General features: G+C 67.7%; 14 protein-coding genes. 8 read left to right on the forward strand and 6 right to left on the reverse strand.

Translation table 11 applies throughout. The annotated features are described in order from the left end of the window. The first annotated feature begins 271 nt into the window (after positions 1 to 271). Positions 272 to 1,747, forward strand: coding sequence for an NCS2 family permease (locus tag H629_RS0113015; RefSeq protein WP_024357675.1), 1,476 nt, complete (start codon positions 272 to 274; stop codon positions 1,745 to 1,747). A gap of 69 nt (positions 1,748 to 1,816) precedes the next feature. Here H629_RS0113015 and H629_RS0113020 read toward each other — a convergent pair whose 3' ends face one another. From H629_RS0113020 to H629_RS0113030, 3 genes are all read right to left on the reverse strand, one after another. After that, a complete protein-coding gene (locus H629_RS0113020) occupies positions 1,817 to 3,016 on the reverse strand; it encodes an ABC transporter substrate-binding protein (protein ID WP_024357676.1) in 1,200 nt (399 codons plus the stop codon). Between the two features lie 126 nt (positions 3,017 to 3,142). Then, positions 3,143 to 3,964: an inositol monophosphatase family protein gene (locus tag H629_RS0113025; RefSeq protein ID WP_024357677.1), complete on the reverse strand. Its 822-nt coding sequence runs from the start codon at positions 3,962 to 3,964 to the stop codon at positions 3,143 to 3,145. Between the two features lie 25 nt (positions 3,965 to 3,989). Continuing rightward, on the reverse strand, positions 3,990 to 5,204 hold the full coding sequence (locus tag H629_RS0113030) for an ammonium transporter (RefSeq protein WP_024357678.1): 1,215 nt from the start codon (positions 5,202 to 5,204) through the stop codon (positions 3,990 to 3,992). 390 nt (positions 5,205 to 5,594) lie between these two features. Between H629_RS0113030 and rpsO the strand changes: the two genes are divergently transcribed. After that, positions 5,595 to 5,864 carry a 30S ribosomal protein S15 gene (rpsO, locus tag H629_RS0113035; protein ID WP_017885160.1) on the forward strand — a complete coding sequence of 90 codons (270 nt, stop codon included), beginning with the start codon at positions 5,595 to 5,597 and terminating at the stop codon, positions 5,862 to 5,864. 364 nt (positions 5,865 to 6,228) lie between these two features. Here rpsO and H629_RS0113040 read toward each other — a convergent pair whose 3' ends face one another. Continuing rightward, positions 6,229 to 7,623 (reverse strand): aspartate aminotransferase family protein, encoded by a 1,395-nt coding sequence (locus H629_RS0113040; protein ID WP_024357679.1) that lies wholly within the window; start codon positions 7,621 to 7,623, stop codon positions 6,229 to 6,231. Between the two features lie 2 nt (positions 7,624 to 7,625). After that, positions 7,626 to 8,093: an Lrp/AsnC family transcriptional regulator gene (locus H629_RS0113045; protein WP_024357680.1), complete on the reverse strand. Its 468-nt coding sequence runs from the start codon at positions 8,091 to 8,093 to the stop codon at positions 7,626 to 7,628. A 371-nt stretch (positions 8,094 to 8,464) separates the two neighbouring features. On the opposite strand from H629_RS0113045, the gene H629_RS0113050 reads away from it, so the two are divergent. The 5 genes from H629_RS0113050 (at position 8,465) to H629_RS0113070 (ending at position 14,113) form a co-directional block, all read left to right on the forward strand. Continuing rightward, on the forward strand, positions 8,465 to 9,667 hold the full coding sequence (locus tag H629_RS0113050; protein WP_051137910.1) for an ABC transporter substrate-binding protein: 1,203 nt from the start codon (positions 8,465 to 8,467) through the stop codon (positions 9,665 to 9,667). A 2-nt stretch (positions 9,668 to 9,669) separates the two neighbouring features. Further along, positions 9,670 to 10,848, forward strand: a complete 1,179-nt coding sequence (locus H629_RS0113055) for an ABC transporter ATP-binding protein (protein WP_024357682.1) — start codon at positions 9,670 to 9,672, stop codon at positions 10,846 to 10,848. A 9-nt stretch (positions 10,849 to 10,857) separates the two neighbouring features. Beyond that, positions 10,858 to 11,718 carry an ABC transporter permease gene (locus tag H629_RS0113060; protein ID WP_024357683.1) on the forward strand — a complete coding sequence of 287 codons (861 nt, stop codon included), beginning with the start codon at positions 10,858 to 10,860 and terminating at the stop codon, positions 11,716 to 11,718. Then, entirely contained in the window at positions 11,715 to 12,515 is an 801-nt protein-coding gene (locus H629_RS0113065) for an ABC transporter permease (RefSeq protein WP_024357684.1), read from the forward strand. The genes H629_RS0113060 and H629_RS0113065 overlap by 4 nt, the downstream gene beginning before the upstream one ends. Positions 12,516 to 12,694: 179 nt before the next feature. Further along, complete coding sequence (locus tag H629_RS0113070) at positions 12,695 to 14,113, forward strand: APC family permease (RefSeq protein WP_024357685.1); 1,419 nt, start codon at positions 12,695 to 12,697, stop codon at positions 14,111 to 14,113. On the opposite strand, the gene yczE is transcribed toward H629_RS0113070, so the two are convergent. Further along, positions 14,083 to 14,775: a membrane protein YczE gene (yczE, locus tag H629_RS0113075; protein ID WP_024357686.1), complete on the reverse strand. Its 693-nt coding sequence runs from the start codon at positions 14,773 to 14,775 to the stop codon at positions 14,083 to 14,085. The two genes, H629_RS0113070 and yczE, sit on opposite strands and share 31 nt — an antisense overlap. A gap of 62 nt (positions 14,776 to 14,837) precedes the next feature. Here yczE and yczR point away from each other — a divergent pair, with 62 nt between their 5' ends. After that, positions 14,838 to 16,271 (forward strand): MocR-like transcription factor YczR, encoded by a 1,434-nt coding sequence (gene yczR / locus H629_RS0113080; RefSeq protein WP_024357687.1) that lies wholly within the window; start codon positions 14,838 to 14,840, stop codon positions 16,269 to 16,271. Positions 16,272 to 16,310: the final 39 nt, after the last annotated feature.

Consider the following 16,310-nt stretch of genomic DNA (forward strand, 5'->3'; position numbering starts at 1 on the left):
CCCCTCACCCCACCCTTGCCCCCTCTCTCCCTCACCCCTGCCCCCTCACTCCCCGCTCTGCCCCGCAGTTCGGGGCGGGGATCGCAGTTCAAACTGGGCTTTTTCCCGAATTCCTCAGTCTGAGCTGCGATCCACGCCTTGACGGGAGGGTGACAGGGGCTGGGACAGGGGGTGAGGGGAGAGGGGAGAGGGAAAGGAGAGGGGCGCCGGACGGGGCGGATGGTAGCGTTGCTGTGTTCAGCAGACTTTCAGCTTGAGAAACGGAGCCACGGTGGCAGAGGCGAGCCAGGAGACGACGAAGCAGGCCGCGGTGGCGGCTGAACCGAAGGGAGCGCTCGACCGCTTCTTCCACATCACGGAGCGCGGGTCGACCTTCGGCACCGAGATCCGAGGCGGCCTCGTCACCTTCGTGACGATGGCGTATATCGTCATCCTCAACCCGATCATCCTCACAAGCGGCGTCGACGTCGAGGGCAACACGCTCTCGTTCCCCGCCGTCAGCGCGGTCACGGCGCTCACCGCGGGCGTGATGACGATCCTGTTCGGCGTCGTCTCGCGCCTGCCCTTCGGCTTCGCGGCCGGGCTCGGCATCAACGCCTTCCTCGCCTTCTCGGTGGTGGGCCAGGTGACCTGGCCGGAGGCGATGGCGCTCGTGGTCATCAACGGCGTGCTCATCGTGCTGCTCGCCGCCACCGGCCTGCGCCGCATGATCTTCGACGCGGTGCCCGTCGAGCTGAAGCTCGCGATCACGGTCGGCATCGGCCTCTTCATCGCGTTCATCGGCTTCGTCAACTCGGGCTTCGTCACGGCGACCGGCCAGGGCTCGCCGCCCGTGGGTCTCGGCGTGAACGGCTCGGTGTTCACCGTGCCGACCCTCATCTTCGCCATCACCCTCGTGCTCACCGGCGTGCTCGTCGCCGCCAAGGTCAAGGGCGGCCTGCTCATCGGCCTCGTGAGCGGCACCGTGATCTCGGTGATCGTCGAGGCCATCGCGCAGCTCGGCCCGCGCACCGGTGCCGACGGCGAGATCGCGAACCCCGGCGGCTGGGGCCTCACCGTGCCCGAGCTCGGCGGCGCCCCCTTCGGCGTGCCCGACCTCAGCCTCGTGGGCGCCGTCAGCTTCGATCTCGGCCGCGTCGGCGTCGTCACCGTGGTGATGCTCGTCTTCACCCTGCTCTTCACGAACTTCTTCGACGCGATGGGCACGATGACCGGCCTGTCGCGAGAGGCCGGCCTCGCCGACGCGCAGGGCAACTTCCCGCGCCTGAAGTCGGCGCTGGTCGTCGAGGGCGTCGGCGCGATCGCGGGCGGCATGACCTCGTCGTCGTCGAACACGGTGTTCATCGAGTCCGGCGCCGGCATCGGCGAGGGCGCGCGCACCGGCTTCGCCAACGTCATCACCGGTCTCATGTTCCTGCTGGCGATGTTCTTCACGCCGCTCACCCAGATCGTGCCCACCGAGGTCGCCGCGGCGGCCCTGGTGATCGTCGGTGCGCTGATGATGGCCCAGATCAAGCACATCGACCTCAGCGACTTCCGCGTCCTGCTGCCCGTCTTCCTCACCGTCGCGGTCATGCCCATGACCTACTCGATCGCCAACGGCATCGGCGCGGGCTTCGTGGCCTGGGTGCTCATCCACGCGCTCAGCGGCCGAGTGCGCACCATCCACTGGCTGCTGTGGGTCGTCGCGGCGGGCTTCGTGATCTTCTTCGCCCGGGGTCCGATCGAGGCGTTCCTCGGCGTGTGACGACCGGCACGACGAAGCCCCCGGATCCGCTCATCGCGGGCCCGGGGGCTTCGTCGTATCGGCGGCGCCTCAGTTGCCGAGGATGCGCTGGTAGGCCTGGGAGTAGCGGTTGTCCTCCTCGGCGGTGAGCGAGCGCATGTCGAAGATGCGCTTCGACATCTCCTCGTCGGGGAAGATGAGCGGGTTCTCGGCCAGCTCGGGGTTCAGCTGCGCCATCGCGTCCTGCGCACCGGCGACGGGGGTGACGTACTGCACGTACTCGGCCACCTGGGCGGCGACCTCGGGCTCGTAGTAGTAGTCGATGAGCTGATGCACCTGCTCGAACGCCGCGGTGGCCGTCGGCATGCAGAAGGAGTCGACGAAGACCGACGCCCCCGAGTCGGGCACCACGAACTTCCAGATCTCCTCGCCGGCGTCCTCGTTGAGGATCGCGATGTCGCCCGACCAGGCCATCCCCGCCCAGACCGTCTCCTGCTCGAGGTCCTGCGTGTAGGAGTTGCCCTTCACCGTGGCGACCTGGCCGCTGTCGATGTGCTTCGCGGCGACTGCGAGCGCGGCCTCGAACTCGTCGTCGCCCCAGTCGCCCTCGATGTCCACGCCCTGCTCGAGCATGATGAGCGCGAGGGTGTCGTCCTGCTCGGTGAGCAAGTTCACCTTGCCCTTGAGATCGGGCGCCCACAGGTCGGAGACCTCGCGCACGCCCTTCGGGTAGAGCTGCGTGTTGTAGACCAGCCCGGTCATGCCGGCCTGGTAGGGGATCGACCAGCTGCGATCCTGGTCGAAGGAGGCGTGCTGCACCATGTCGATCATCTGCGCGTCGACGTTCGGCATGAGCGAGCGGTCGAATTCGGTGAGCTGGTCCTGCTCCAGCAGGCGCACGAGCGTGGTGTCGGACGGCACGATGACGTCGTAGCCGATGTCCTGCTGCAGCTTCAGCTGATCCTTGATCTTGGCGATGAAGGTCTTGTTGTCGTCGATGTCCTCGAAGTATTCGACGCGGATGTTGCTCTGCTCCATGAAGGCGTCGAGCGACGGCCAGCTGCCGGTCTCGTCGTCGTAGTCGAGGTAGTAGGTCCAGTTGGCCCAGCGCACGGTGCCGCCGGAGCCGTCGCCCGGGCCGCTGGGGCCCGCGCAGGCGGCGAGGGAGCCCATGCCGAGCAGCGCGGCGCCGAGCGAGGTGCCCCGCAGCAGCTGGCGGCGGTTCATCTGGGCGGCTCTGGCGCGGTTGACCAGGTCACGGACGATGGGGTCCGAAGGCTGACGGAGCATGTTCCCTCCTTTGGAAACTGCGTCGCCGACGCGACGCTTCTCCCACCCATCTTCACACATCTCGGAGACGGGGATCCACGCCACTGTCATTTCCATTGACATTCTGGCGGGGTCGCCCCGATCCGCTCAGCCCCCGAGCACGAGACCGCGCAGCTCGCCCACCAGCTCGGCATCCGCCGCGAAGAAACCAGGCTCTCCCGGCGCGGTGGCATCGTCGACGCCGATCACCGTCGCGCCCGCCTCTCGCGCGATGAGCAGCGCGGCCGCGTAGTCCCAAGGCTGCAGGCCGTGCTCGTAGAAGGCGTCGAGGCGGCCCGCCGCGAAGCTGCAGATGTCGTAGGCGGCGGATCCGGATCGCCGGATGTCGCGCACCAGCGGCAGCACGCGCGCGAGCATCATCGCCTGTTCGGCGCGGCGCTCGGACGTGTACCCGAAACCGGTGCCGACGAGGGCGGTCGCCAGCTCGCGCTTGCCCGAGATCACGAGCGGGGAGCCGTTCAGGCGCGATCCGCCGCCCTCCCACGCCTCGAACAGCTCACCCGTGCGCGGCGCGAAGACCGCGCCCGCGATCGCCCGCCGGCCATCGGCGCTCGCCGCCGCATCGGGCACCGTGGCCGCGATGCTCACCGCATAGGCGGGCAGATCGTAGAGGTAGTTGACGGTGCCGTCGATCGGGTCGACCACCCAGGTCACCCCGCTCGTGCTCGCGATGCCCGCGCCCTCCTCGCCGAGCACGCCGTCGTCCGGGCGGGCCGCCCGCAGCGCCTCGACCACCATCCGCTCCGAGGCTCGGTCTGCCTCGGTGACGATGTCGACCTCGCTCGACTTGCTCGCGGCGACCGCCACCCCGCTCCGCCGCAGGTCGAGGATGCGCTCGCCCGCAGCGACGGCGACGTCGGCGGCGATGCGGGCGAGCTGCTGGGCGTCGTGGGGCTGCGCGGGAGTCATGATCCGAGCCTAACGCCCTCTCGGATCAGCGCCCCGCCGGCACCTCGTAGGCGTACGCCTCCTCGCCGTGGGCGACGGCGTCGATGCCGCCCTCCTCGACCTCGGCGGGCACCCGCAGCCCGGTCAGCATCTTCACCGCGAGCGCGATGATGAGCGACACGACGAACGAGTAGACCATCACCGCGACCACCGAGATCGTCTGCACCAGCAGCAGACCGGCATCGCCGCCCGTGAACAGTCCGTCGTCGAAGGCGAAGAATCCGAGATAGAGCGAGCCGATCACGCCCGCCACCAGGTGCAGCCCCACAACGTCGAGCGAGTCGTCGTAGCCGAGGCGGTACTTCCACTCGATCGCGAAGGCGCACGCGATCCCGGCGACGAGCCCGAGCAGCAGCGCCCACACCGGCGCCAGATTCGCAGCCGACGGGGTGATCGCCACGAGCCCCGCGACCGCGCCGGACGCTGCGCCGATCACACCGGGCTTCTTGCCGCGCAGCACATCGGCCACGATCCAGCCCACGATGCCGGCCGCCGGTGCGCCCAGGGTGTTGACGAGGATCAGGCCGGCCTCGCCGGTCTCCGTCGCGAGGCCCGAGTTGAAGCCGATCCACCCGAACCACAGCAGCGCGGCGCCGATCGTCACGAGCGGGATGCTGTGCGGCTTGTGGGATCCCGGTCCGAAGCCCAGGCGCTTACCCGCGACGAGCGCCAGCGCCAGCGCCGCCGCGCCCGCATTGATGTGGATCACCGTGCCGCCGGCGAGGTCGATCACGTCGGGGGTGCCGAGCACGCCGCCCAGATTCTGGATCCACCCCCCTCCCCACACCCAGGCCGCGACGGGGAAGTAGACGAGCGTGGCCCACACGCCCGCGAACAGCACCCACGAGCCGAGCCCCACGCGATCCGCGATCGCGCCCGAGATGAGGGCCGTCGTGATCATCGCGAACACGGCTCCGAAGCCCACGCCGATGAAGTCGGCCGGAGCGGTGGCGATGAGGCCGAAGTCCTTGAACGGGTCGCCGGCGAAGCCGCTCTCGCCCTCGGCGAAGTAGTTCATGCTGTAGCCGAAGAGGATCCACAGCACGCCGACGACGCCCATCGCGCTCACGCTGAAGAGCATCATGTTCACGACCGAGCGCACGCGCACCAGGCCGCCGTAGAAGAGCGCGAGGCCCGGGGTCATGATGAGCACGAGCGCGGTGCTCGCGAGCGTCCACACGTCTTGCGGAGTGAGTTCCATGGCTGCCGCCTTTCTCTGCACCGGCCCCGAGAATCGTGAGCCGTCGGTTCGACAAGTGTGCGCCGCCGCTGTTTCGGCGCCGTCTCCGGGGTGTGACCGACGGGTCACGGGTGCGTTTCGGTGCGATCACATGCATCCGACCGCTCGGGCCCCGGCCCTCGATATGGAATCTGCCGAGAATATGGCGATACCCGCCTCGCACGTCATATCGACGGCAGATCTCATACGAACGACCGGTTCATGTGGTGCAGGGCGAGCCGGAACACGACGTCGAGAAAGCCCGGGGCGGCAAAGGTGCTAGGATGTACAGGTTGCCGTTGAACGGCCGCGGATAAAGAGAGCCCCAGCACCCCGCTGACGGCGCCGCGCAGCAAGAGGAAGGGGATCCCTATGGCACTGGAAGCAGAAGTCAAGAAGGCGATCATCGAAGAGTACGCGACCAAGCCCGGTGACACCGGTTCCCCCGAGGTGCAGGTTGCCATGCTCTCGCAGCGGATCAAGGATCTGACCGAGCACCTGAAGACCCACAAGCACGATCACCACTCGCGCCGTGGCCTCCTCCTGCTCGTCGGCCAGCGCCGTCGTCTGCTGGGTTACCTCCAGAACGTCGACATCGCGCGCTACCGTTCGCTCATCGAGCGTCTGGGCCTTCGCCGCTAAGCGATCGCCGCTCAGGCTTACTGCGAAGCGCCCCGCACCTCCTCGGAGGAGCGGGGCGCTTCTGCGTGTGCGGGGGCGGAGAGTGGCGAGGCGACCGCCATCGGGCATGAATGTCGGTCGCCTCGCGCTCCGGGCTTCCGGGGGGGAAGCTCGATGCCGGAGCACAGGCCGGCGCTCAGGGGGGGGGTAGAGCGCGAGCCTGCCATAGATATAGACGGGTGACCGCGGGAAATCTGTCGCCGGTCCCGCTCCGGCGTGTCGCGGACGGGGCCGGGCGGGCACGCGAAAGCCCCCTCGCCGCCGGCGGTGGTGCCGGAGGCGAGGGGGCTTCGAGCCCGGATCAGGGGCTCCTGAGCGCTCGAGATCAGATCTTCGAGGAGGCGTCCTTCAGCACGCTGCGGAGGATGCCGCCGATCTCGGCGAACTCGGCCGGACCGATGGTCAGCGGGGGAGCGAGCTGGATGACGGGGTCTCCACGGTCGTCGGCGCGGCAGTAGAGACCGGCCTCCCACAGCGCGGGCGACAGGTAGTCGCGCAGGAGTCGATCCGACTCCTCCTCGTTGAAGGTCTCCTTGGTGGCCTTGTCCTTCACCAGCTCGATGCCGAAGAAGTAGCCCTCGCCGCGCACGTCACCGACGATGTCGATGTCGAGGAGCTTCTCGAGCTCGGCGCGGAACAGCGGGCTGTTCTCGCGCACGCGGCCGTTGAGGTCCTCTTCTTCGAAGATGTCGAAGTTGGCGAGCGCCGCGGCAGCCGCCGCCGGGTGACCGGCGAAGGTGAAGCCGTGGTAGAAGGTGTTCTCCGTCGAGTTGAAGGGCTCGGAGACCTTGTCCGAGACGATCATGGCGCCCAGGGGCACGTAGCCCGAGGTGATGCCCTTGGCCGAGGTGATGATGTCGGGCTCGTAGCCGAGGGCCTTCGACGCGAAGAAGTCGCCGATGCGGCCGTAGGCGCAGATGACCTCATCCGAGACGAGCAGCACGTCGTACTGGTCGCAGATCTCGCGCACGCGCTTGAAGTAGCCGGGGGGAGGCGGGAAGCAGCCGCCCGAGTTCTGCACCGGCTCGAGGAAGACGGCGGCCACGGTGTCGGGGCCCTCGAAGAGGATGGCCTCTTCGATGCGGTTCGCGGCCCACTGGCCGAAGGCCTCGAGGTCGTTCGAGGGAGCGCCCATCTCCTCGGCGCGGTAGAAATTCGTGTTGGGCACGCGGTGACCGCCGGGGGTCAGCGGCTCGTAGAACTTCTTCATGTCGGGGATGCCGGTGATGGCCAGGGCGCCCTGCGGGGTGCCGTGGTAGGCGACCGAGCGCGAGATGACCTTGTGCTTCATGGGCTTGCCCTGGATCTTCCAGTAGTGCTTGGCAAGCTTGAACGCCGACTCCACGGCCTCGCCACCACCGGTGGTGAAGAAGACCTTGTTCATCTCGCCGGGCGCGTAGGAAGCGAGGCGCTCCGACAGCTCGACGGCGGCGGGGTGCGCGTAGGACCACAGCGGCATGAAGTCGAGCTGCTTCATCTGCTTGGCGGCAGCCTCGACGATGCGCTCGCGGCCGTGGCCGGCGTTCACGACGAACAGGCCAGCGAGGCCGTCGATGTACTGCTTGCCTGCGGCGTCGTAGATGTGGTGGCCCTCGGCGCGGGTGATGACGGGGATGCCGTCGTTGAGCACCTTGCGGTTGGTGAAGTGCGGCCACATGTGGTTGCGGGCCGAAGCCTGGAGCGCGGCGGCATCCACGGCTGCAGTGGGATCGTAGGACATGGTTATCGTGTTCCCCAGTCGTATTTCTGTTTGGTGAGTTGGAGGTAGACGAAGCTCTCGGTCGCTGCTACGCCCTCGATCTTGCGGATCTTCTCGTTGAGCAGTTCGATGAGACCGTCGTCGTCCTCGCAGACAACCTCGGCGAGGATGTCGAAGGAGCCAGCGCTGAGTACCACGTAACTGATCTCCGGCATCTCGGCGAGACGATCGGCGACGACCCTGGTGTCGCCGGAAACGCGGATGCCGAGCATTGCTTGTCGGCTGAAGCCGAGTCGCATCGGGTCGGTCACTGCAACGATCTGCATGACCCCGGCATCCGTGAGCTTCTGCACGCGCTGTCGCACGGCGGCCTCGCTGAGGCCGACCGCCTTGCCGATCTCCGCGTACGATCGGCGACCATCGCGCTGAAGCTGTTCGATGATCGCCTTCGACGTCGCGTCGAGCGCTGGCGAAGTGCGTTTGCTGCTCACGCCACTGATTCTTGCAGTGAAAGGCTGAAATAGCAAAGGAATCCGAAGAAAAGCGTGGGAAATCCTGCTTATCTCCGCTTCGCGACGCGGGGGAGCGGGGTTCCTCGTGCGTGCGGGAGGAGTATGACAGCACTGTATCAACGAGGGCGATGGAACGGGAAGCGGTGCTTCGGAATGCGCGGATCGGGCGGCGGATCCCTGCCGGAAATCACGGTTTCGCCAACAGGATGTAACCGTTTCGTGACGAAATGCCCGATCACGGGGTGGGGGCTTGGCATCGATACGTTCTCTATGCCATTCTCATGGTCACACCCGGCAATGCAGCCGTTTCGCGTTGCCGGTCCCACCCGTGAGAACCAAGGGAGATGCTCATGGCCCGTCAGCCCGAAGATCCGATCGTCCGCAATATCGTCCAGATGCTCCGCGGTGCGCAGTTCAACCGACGTCAGCTGCTCCGCGGCGCCGCAGTCGGAGCCGCGGGCGCGGGCGCGCTCGGGCTCTCCGCCTGCTCCGGCGGCAGCGGCGGTGGCGGTGGCGGAGACGGCATCGTCTGGGGCAACTGGACCTACTACCTCGACTTCGACGAGGCGACCGGCTCCTACCCCTCGCTCGACGCCTTCATGGAGGAGGCCGGCTTCAACGTCGACTACATCGAGGACATCGACGACAACAACACCTTCTACGGCAAGATCAAGGATCAGCTGAAGCTCGACCAGCACACCGGCTACGACGTCATCACCTTCACCGACTGGATGAACGCCCGTCTCATCGACGCAGGGCAGGTGCAGGAGTTCGACTACGCCAATCTCCCCAATGTGAAGGCCAACCTCGTCGACGCGCAGTGGGAGGCGCTCGACGTCGACCTCGGCCGCAAGTTCTCGATCCCGTGGCAGCTCCCGGCCTCGGGCTGGGTGTGGAACACCGAGGCGGTCCCGGACGGCATCAAGACCCTCGATGACTTCCTCCGGCCCGAGCTCAAGGGCAAGGTCGTGGTGCTGAGCGAGATGCGGGACACCATGGGCATGGTGCTCGCCGGTCTCGGCTACGATCCCGCGGGCGCCTGGGGCGACAAGGAGTTCGACGAGGCCCTCGCATGGCTCGACGACGGCCTGAAGAGCGGCCAGATCGGCAACGTGAAGGGCAACAGCTACACCCAGGACCTCATCACCGGCGACGCACTCGCCGCGATGGCGTGGACCGGTGACGTCGTCATGCTGAACACCGAGAACGACAACCAGTGGACCCTCGAGATCCCCGAGTCTGGCGGCATGATCGCGGCAGACTCCTTCACCGTGCCCAACGGCACCTCCGCGGAGGCGAAGGAGAAGGTCGAGCAGATGATCGACTACTACTACGACCCCGTGGTGATGGCGGAGGTCGCCAACTACGTGACCTTCGTGCCGCCGGTGAAGGGCACGCAGGAGGCGATGCAGGAGGTCAACCCCGAGAACGCCGACAACCCGCTCATCTTCCCGAGCGAGAAGGACTGGGAGAACCTGCACTCGTTCCGCAGCCTCACCGCAGAAGAGGACAACCGCTACTCGTCTGCCTTCCAGAACGTGCTGGGGCTGTAGACATGGCAGACAACTCACTCGCAACGTCCGGCGCCGACCTCGAACTCGTCGGCATCCAGAAGCGGTACCCCGGCTTCACCGCGGTCGAGAACCTCGACCTGAAGATCCCCGCAGGCTCGTTCTTCGCGCTGCTGGGTCCCTCGGGCTGCGGCAAGACGACCACGCTGCGCATGGTCGCCGGCCTCGAAGACCCGACCGAGGGGAAGATCCTCATCGGCGGCAAGGACATGACGTCGCTGAAGCCGCACAAGCGCCAGGTCAACACGGTGTTCCAGTCGTACGCGCTGTTCCCGCACATGTCGATCCTCGAGAACGTCGCCTTCGGTCTGCGCCGCCGCAAGGTCGGCGATCCGGTGGCGAAGGCCCATGAGGCGCTCAAGCTGGTCGAGCTCGACCACGTGGCCGACCGCAAGCCGGCGCAGCTCTCCGGCGGCCAGCAGCAGCGCGTCGCGCTCGCGCGGGCCATTGTGAACCGCCCCGCGCTGCTGCTGCTCGACGAGCCGCTCGGCGCGCTCGACCTCAAGCTGCGTCGACAGATGCAGCAGGAGCTCAAGCAGATCCAGCAGGAGGTCGGCCTCACCTTCCTCCACGTCACCCACGATCAGGAGGAGGCCATGACCATGGCCGACACCGTCGCGGTGATGAACAAGGGCCGCATCGAGCAGATGGGCGCCCCCGAAGAGCTGTACGAGCTGCCGCGCACCGTGTTCGTGGCGAACTTCCTCGGCAAGTCGAACCTGTTCGCCGTCGACGTCGTCGACGGCACCGACACGGCGATCCACACCGACCTGCTCGGCACGCGGATCACGGTGCCCCGAACGCGCACCGAGCGCGACAGCGGCGCGATCACCATCGGCGTGCGACCCGAGAAGCTGCGTCTGCACCGCGAGGCGCCGAGCGACGTCGCGGGGAAGAACGTGCTCGGCCCGGGCCGCATCACCGATGTCTCCTTCATCGGCGTCAGCACCGAGTACACCGTCGAGGTGCCCGGCGCGGGCGCCGTCGAGGTCTTCTCGCAGAACGTCGAAGCCGGCCCCGCCGCGAGCCTCGGCGAGGAGGTCTGGCTGAGCTGGCACGTCGAGCACACCTTCGGCCTCGCCGACGACCGTCTCGACACGGGCGCGCTCACCGCCGACTTCTCGACGCAGGCGATCGCCACGCAGGCGAGCCTCACCGAGTAGGGAGCGCACATGGCATTCACCGCGTTCTCCGGCAGCTCGAAAGTCGTCGAGCAGCATCCGAGTCGGAAGGGCCTCATGGCGCTGGTGCTGCTCGCACCGGGCATCGCCTACATGCTGCTCTTCTTCGTCGCCCCCTTCGTGCAGCTCGCGCTCACCTCGCTCCAGGCCCCCGCGGAGAGCGGCGGCATCGGCCAGTACGTGGCCGCCGCCCAGTTCTCCAACTACTGGACCGCGATGCAGGAGTACTGGCCGCAGCTGCTGCGCTCCTTCGTGTACGCCCTCACCGCCACGATCGTCGGCCTGCTGATCAGCTACCCGCTGGCCTACCTGATCGGCGTGAAGGTGCGCTCGAAGCCGATGCTGCAGGGGGTGCTGCTGATCCTCGTGGTCGCGCCCTTCTTCATCAGCTTCCTGCTGCGGACCCTCGCCTGGAAGTCGATCCTGCCGAGCGATCTCATCGGTACCCACTTCTCGGTGATCTTCGGTCTGATCTACAACTTCATCCCGTTCATGGTGCTGCCGATGTTCGCGTCGCTGCAGGCGCTCGATCTGCGCCTGCTCGAGGCCGGATCCGATCTCTACGCTTCGCCGGTGACGACGTTCCGCAAGATCACGCTGCCGCTGTCGATGCCGGGCGTCGTATCGGGCACCCTGCTCAGCTTCATCCCGATGTCCGGCGACTACGTCAACGCCTCCCGCGAGTTCCTGGGCGGCACCGGCACCACGATGATCGGCAACGTGATCGAGTCGAACTTCCTGCAGACCCAGAACTATCCGATGGCGGCTGCGCTCTCGATCATGCTCATGCTCATCATCCTCGTGCTCGTTGCCACCTATGTGCGCAAGAGCGGGGCGGAGGACCTGCTGTGAAGAATTTCAGTCTCGGCAAGGCGTTCGTGCCGGTGATCGCCGCGATCACCCTGATCTACCTGCTGCTGCCGATCGCCCACGTGATCCTGTTCTCGTTCAACGACGCGGGACGCAACAACATCATCTGGCGCGGCTTCACGCTCGACAACTGGCAGAACCCCTGCGGCGCCCCGCAGGTGTGCCAGGCATTCGGCAACAGCATCCTCGTGGGCGTGGTGGCCACGGTCATCGCAACCACCCTCGGCACCATGATCGCGATCGCCCTCGTGCGCTTCAAGTTCAAGGGCCGCTCGACGGTGAGCCTGCTGCTCTTCACGCCGATGGCGACCCCCGAGGTCGTGCTCGGCGCGGGCCTCGCCGCGCAGTTCCTGCTCGTGGGCGTCGAGAAGGGCATCGGCACGATCATCCTCGCCCACACGATGTTCTGCATCTCGTACGTAGTGGTCGCGGTGAAGGCCCGCGTCGCGAGCCTCAACCCCGCGATCGAGGAGGCGGGGCGGGATCTCTACGCCTCGCCCGCGCAGGTGTTCTGGCGGATCACCTTCCCGATGCTGCTCCCCGGCATCATCGGGGCCGCACTGCTCTCCTTCGCGCTGTCGTTCGACGACTTCATCATCACGAACTTCAACTCGGGCACGGCGACCACCTTCCCGAAGTTCATCTACGTCTCAGCGCTCAAGGGCGTGCCGGCGCAGGCGAACGTGCTCGCGTCGATCGTGTTCATCGGGGCCCTGCTGCTCGTGATCATCGTGCAGATGGTGAACATCAACAAGCAGAAGCGGCTGGCGCGGCGGTAGAGGCCGCGTCTCGCACAATACGACCGGTTCCCGCCGCAGAATCTGCGGTGGGAACCGGTCGTTTTTGCGCCGAGGGTGCATCGGGTGCAGGATGATTCCCTGGCGGGGCGCGACCCCGCCGCACATCGTGTCGCATCGAGGCGGACCGCCCGAGCGACCACCGGAGACTCGGAGAGCACATGACGAAGACGTTGATGCCTGCCGCCAAGCGCGGCGGGTCCCTGAAGCGGAGCCTCGGCCTCTGGGCCATCGTGGGCCTCGGCCTCGGATACATGACACCCACGGTGGTGTTCGACACCTTCGGCCTCGTCGCGCGCGACACGAACAACGTGGTGCCGCTCGCCTACGCCGTCGCGCTCATCGTGATGATCTTCACCGCGATCAGCTACGGCAAGATCGCCGGTGCGATCCCGAGCGCGGGCTCCGCCTACACCTACGCCCGCGAGTCGATGCATCCGAACGTCGGCTTCCTCGTGGGCTGGACCGCGCTCATCGACTACATGCTGCTCCCGATGGTGAACTGCCTCATCATCCGCAGCTACCTCGAGGCGTTCTTCCCTGCGGTGCCCGGCTGGGTCTGGGTGATCCTCTACGTCGTCTTCGTGACGAGCATCATCTACCTCACGATGCGCGGCACCTCGAACGTGAACATGATCCTGCTGGTGTTCTCGATCGCGGTCATGGCCGTGTTCGTGGTCATGGTGGTCGTGCAGCTCGCCGGCGGCGCCGGCGTGGGCGGCGTCGTCACCGTGCAGCCGTTCTTCCACAACGGCGTCGAGTTCGGCGCGGTGCTCGCGGGCGCCACGATCGTCTGCTTCTCGTTCATCGGCTTCGACGCGGTCACCATGTACGCGGAGGAGGCGAAGACGCCGAAGATCATGCCGAAGGCGATCCTGCTCACCGTGGTGCTCGGCGGCGCCATCTTCCTGGTCGCCGGCTACTTCACGCAGCAGCGCTTCCCGGATTGGAACGAGTTCGCCCCCGGCGGCGACATGCAGTTCGTCGAGGACTCGACGCTGCCGATCATCGGCGAGTTCGTCGGCGGCAAGGTGCTCGCCGCAGTGCTCACGGCCGCAGGCTTCGCTGCGACGCTCGCCTCGGGTCTCGCTTCGCACGCCTCGGTCTCCCGCATGCTCCTCGTCATGGGCCGCAACAACGTCATCCCGAAGAAGGTCTTCGGCTACATCAACCCGAAGACGCACACCCCCACCTTCAACATCGTGCTCACCGGCGTGATCTCGCTGCTCGCGATCGCCTTCACGCTCGAGATGATCGCGGCCTACATCAACTACGGCGCGCTCATCGCCTTCACCTTCGTTAACCTCTCGGTGATCGCCTGGTTCGCGATCCGCAAGGGTCGCAGGCACACCCCGAAGGACATCTTCACGTACATCGTCATGCCCCTCCTCGGCACGGCGCTCACCGGCCTGCTCTGGGTGAATCTCGACGGGCACGCGCTGCTCGGCGGTCTCATCTGGACGGGTCTCGGCTTCCTCTACCTGCTCTTCATCACGAAGGGCTTCCGGCAGAAGGTCGCCTCCTTCGACGAGAATCAGCCGGTCACCGGCTACAACAAGGTCGTTGAGGGCGTCGAGTAGCGGCTTTCGTCGGTTTCGCACTCGGGCTTCCGGGGCTGCGGCGCATCGCGCCCGGCCCCGGAAGTTCTGCGTTCCCGGCGTTCGCGCCGCGCTCCGGGGTCGAGCAGCGGCAGTGTGATGCCGCACAGCGGCCCGATGAGCAGCGCGAACGCGAGGGTGCCCGGGCCGGCGTTGCCGCCGAGCGCCCAGCCCACGAGCAGCACGGTCGCCTCGACCCCGGTGCGGCCCACCCAGATGGGCGTGCCGAAGCGTTGGTGGATCCCCGTCATCAGGCCGTCGCGGGGGCCCGGCCCGAGGCGCGCGCCGATGTAGATGCCGCTTGCGACGGCGAGCAGCACGAGGCCGATGGCGAAGAAGCCGATTCTGACCCAGAGCGAGTCGGGGGCGGGCAGCAGCCAGAGGCCGAGCTCGATGCCGGGGCCGACGAGCATGATGTTGCAGACGGTGCCGATCCCGGGCCGCTGCCGCAGCGGGATCCAGAGCAGCAGCACCGCGAGGCCGATGAGGTTGGTGAGGAGACCGACACTGATTCCGCTGTGGATCGAGATCCCCTGCGCGAACACGAGCCACGGCGAAACCCCGATCCCCGCGCGCACCATGAACGCGTCGGCGACGCCGTAGAGGAGGAGGCCGGGGGCGAGGCGGAGCAGTCTCGGGATCATGATGACCAGTCCACCTCAGACTGGACTGGTGTTCAAGATGCCAATTCGCCTACAGTGGCCTCATGATTGCGCAGCGTCTCTCCGCCCGCCGCCTCCACGAACTGCTCGGAGCGTGGCGCGGCGACGGCCACAGCTATCGCGAACTGAGCGAGAGCATCGCGATCCTCGTGCGCGACGGCCGACTGCCGCCCGCCTCGGTGCTCCCCGCCGAGCGCCCCCTCGCCGAACAGCTCGGCGTGAGCCGCACCACGGTGGCGGCCGCCTACCAGCTCCTCCGCGACGAGCGCGTCGTCGAATCCCGCCGCGGCTCCGGCACCGTGGTGCTCGGCCGCCGGAGCGAACACGGCGGCTCCTGGGCCCTCGGCGACGCCGAGGAGATCACGCTCACGAGAGCGTCGCCCGGCCCCTGGGGCCGGCTGCCCGAGCTGGGGCAGCGGGCGCTCGCCGAACACCCCGACGCGTTCCTGCTCGACGGCTACGACACCATCGGTCACCCGGCGCTGCGGGCGATCATCGCCGAGCGCTACACGCGTCGCGGCCTGTCCACGGCGCCGGAGCAGATCATGGTGACCCTCGGCGCCCAGCACGCGATCTTCCTGATCGCCCGCACCCTGCTGCGGCGCGGCGACCGCAGCCTCGTCGAGTCGCCGAGCTACCCGCACGCCCGCAAGGCGCTCGCCTCGGCCGGCGCTCTCGTCGCCGAGCTGCCGGTCGGCGCCGACGGCTACGACGCCGCGAGCATCCTCGAGATCGCGAGCCGCACCTCGGCCCGCCTCGCCTATCTGATTCCGGATCACCACAACCCGACCGGCCTCAGCATGCCGCCCGAGCTGCGCGAGCGCCTCATCACGAACCTCGCCGAACAGGGCACCTACGTCATCGCCGACGAGACGACCGCGGAGCTCTCGCTCGGCGAACCACGGGACGTGCTGCCGTTCGCGGCCTCGGCGACGCAGCCGCATCAGCGCGATGCGATCCTCACCGTCGGTTCGCTCGGAAAGACGGTGTGGGGCGGGCTGCGCGTGGGGTGGATCCGCGCGGCGCCCGAGCTCATCGCGCGGCTCGAAGCGGCGCGCGTGGTCGGCGACCTCGGCACGAGCACCTGGGCGCAGCTGCTCGGCGCGCTCGCCCTCGAACGCTACGACGAGGTGCTCGCCGACCGCTCCCGCGAGATCACCGCCGGTCACCGGGCGCTCATCGGCGCACTCGCGCAGCGGCTCCCGGAATGGCGGATCTCGCCGGCGACGGGCGGGGTGAGCGTGTGGGCCGATCTGGGGGAGGCGCGCAGCACCAGACTGAGTCGCGAGGCCGCCCGGCTCGGCCTCAGGATCCCGCCCGGCCCGCAGTTCGGCAGCCCCGGAGTGTTCGAGCGCTTTGTCCGGCTGCCCTTCGCCGTCTCCGGCATCGACCTGCCCCGCGCCGTCGAGGTGCTGCGCCGGGCCTGGGACGGCGGCGGCCCGGCGGCCCCGGCACCGGTGCCCGCCGAGCTGGTCTGACGAGCGCGCACGAGACGGGTCGCCGCGCGGCGGCGGACT

Origin of the sequence: Leucobacter chironomi DSM 19883, from assembly GCF_000421845.1 — a bacterium.
GTDB lineage: Bacteria > Actinomycetota > Actinomycetes > Actinomycetales > Microbacteriaceae > Leucobacter > Leucobacter chironomi.

Excerpts from the sequence above, each read along its gene's own strand:
- H629_RS0113020 (WP_024357676.1), bottom strand. The coding sequence starts at position 3,016 with ATGCTCCGTCAGCCTTCGGACCCCATCGTCCGTGACCTGGTCAACCGC.
- H629_RS0113025 (WP_024357677.1), bottom strand. The coding sequence starts at position 3,964 with ATGACTCCCGCGCAGCCCCACGACGCCCAGCAGCTCGCCCGCATCGCC.
- H629_RS0113030 (WP_024357678.1), bottom strand. The coding sequence starts at position 5,204 with ATGGAACTCACTCCGCAAGACGTGTGGACGCTCGCGAGCACCGCGCTC.
- rpsO (WP_017885160.1), top strand. The coding sequence starts at position 5,595 with ATGGCACTGGAAGCAGAAGTCAAGAAGGCGATCATCGAAGAGTACGCG.
- H629_RS0113040 (WP_024357679.1), bottom strand. The coding sequence starts at position 7,623 with ATGTCCTACGATCCCACTGCAGCCGTGGATGCCGCCGCGCTCCAGGCT.
- H629_RS0113050 (WP_051137910.1), top strand. The coding sequence starts at position 8,465 with ATGGCCCGTCAGCCCGAAGATCCGATCGTCCGCAATATCGTCCAGATG.
- H629_RS0113055 (WP_024357682.1), top strand. The coding sequence starts at position 9,670 with ATGGCAGACAACTCACTCGCAACGTCCGGCGCCGACCTCGAACTCGTC.
- H629_RS0113060 (WP_024357683.1), top strand. The coding sequence starts at position 10,858 with ATGGCATTCACCGCGTTCTCCGGCAGCTCGAAAGTCGTCGAGCAGCAT.
- H629_RS0113070 (WP_024357685.1), top strand. The coding sequence starts at position 12,695 with ATGACGAAGACGTTGATGCCTGCCGCCAAGCGCGGCGGGTCCCTGAAG.
- yczE (WP_024357686.1), bottom strand. The coding sequence starts at position 14,775 with ATGATCCCGAGACTGCTCCGCCTCGCCCCCGGCCTCCTCCTCTACGGC.
- yczR (WP_024357687.1), top strand. The coding sequence starts at position 14,838 with ATGATTGCGCAGCGTCTCTCCGCCCGCCGCCTCCACGAACTGCTCGGA.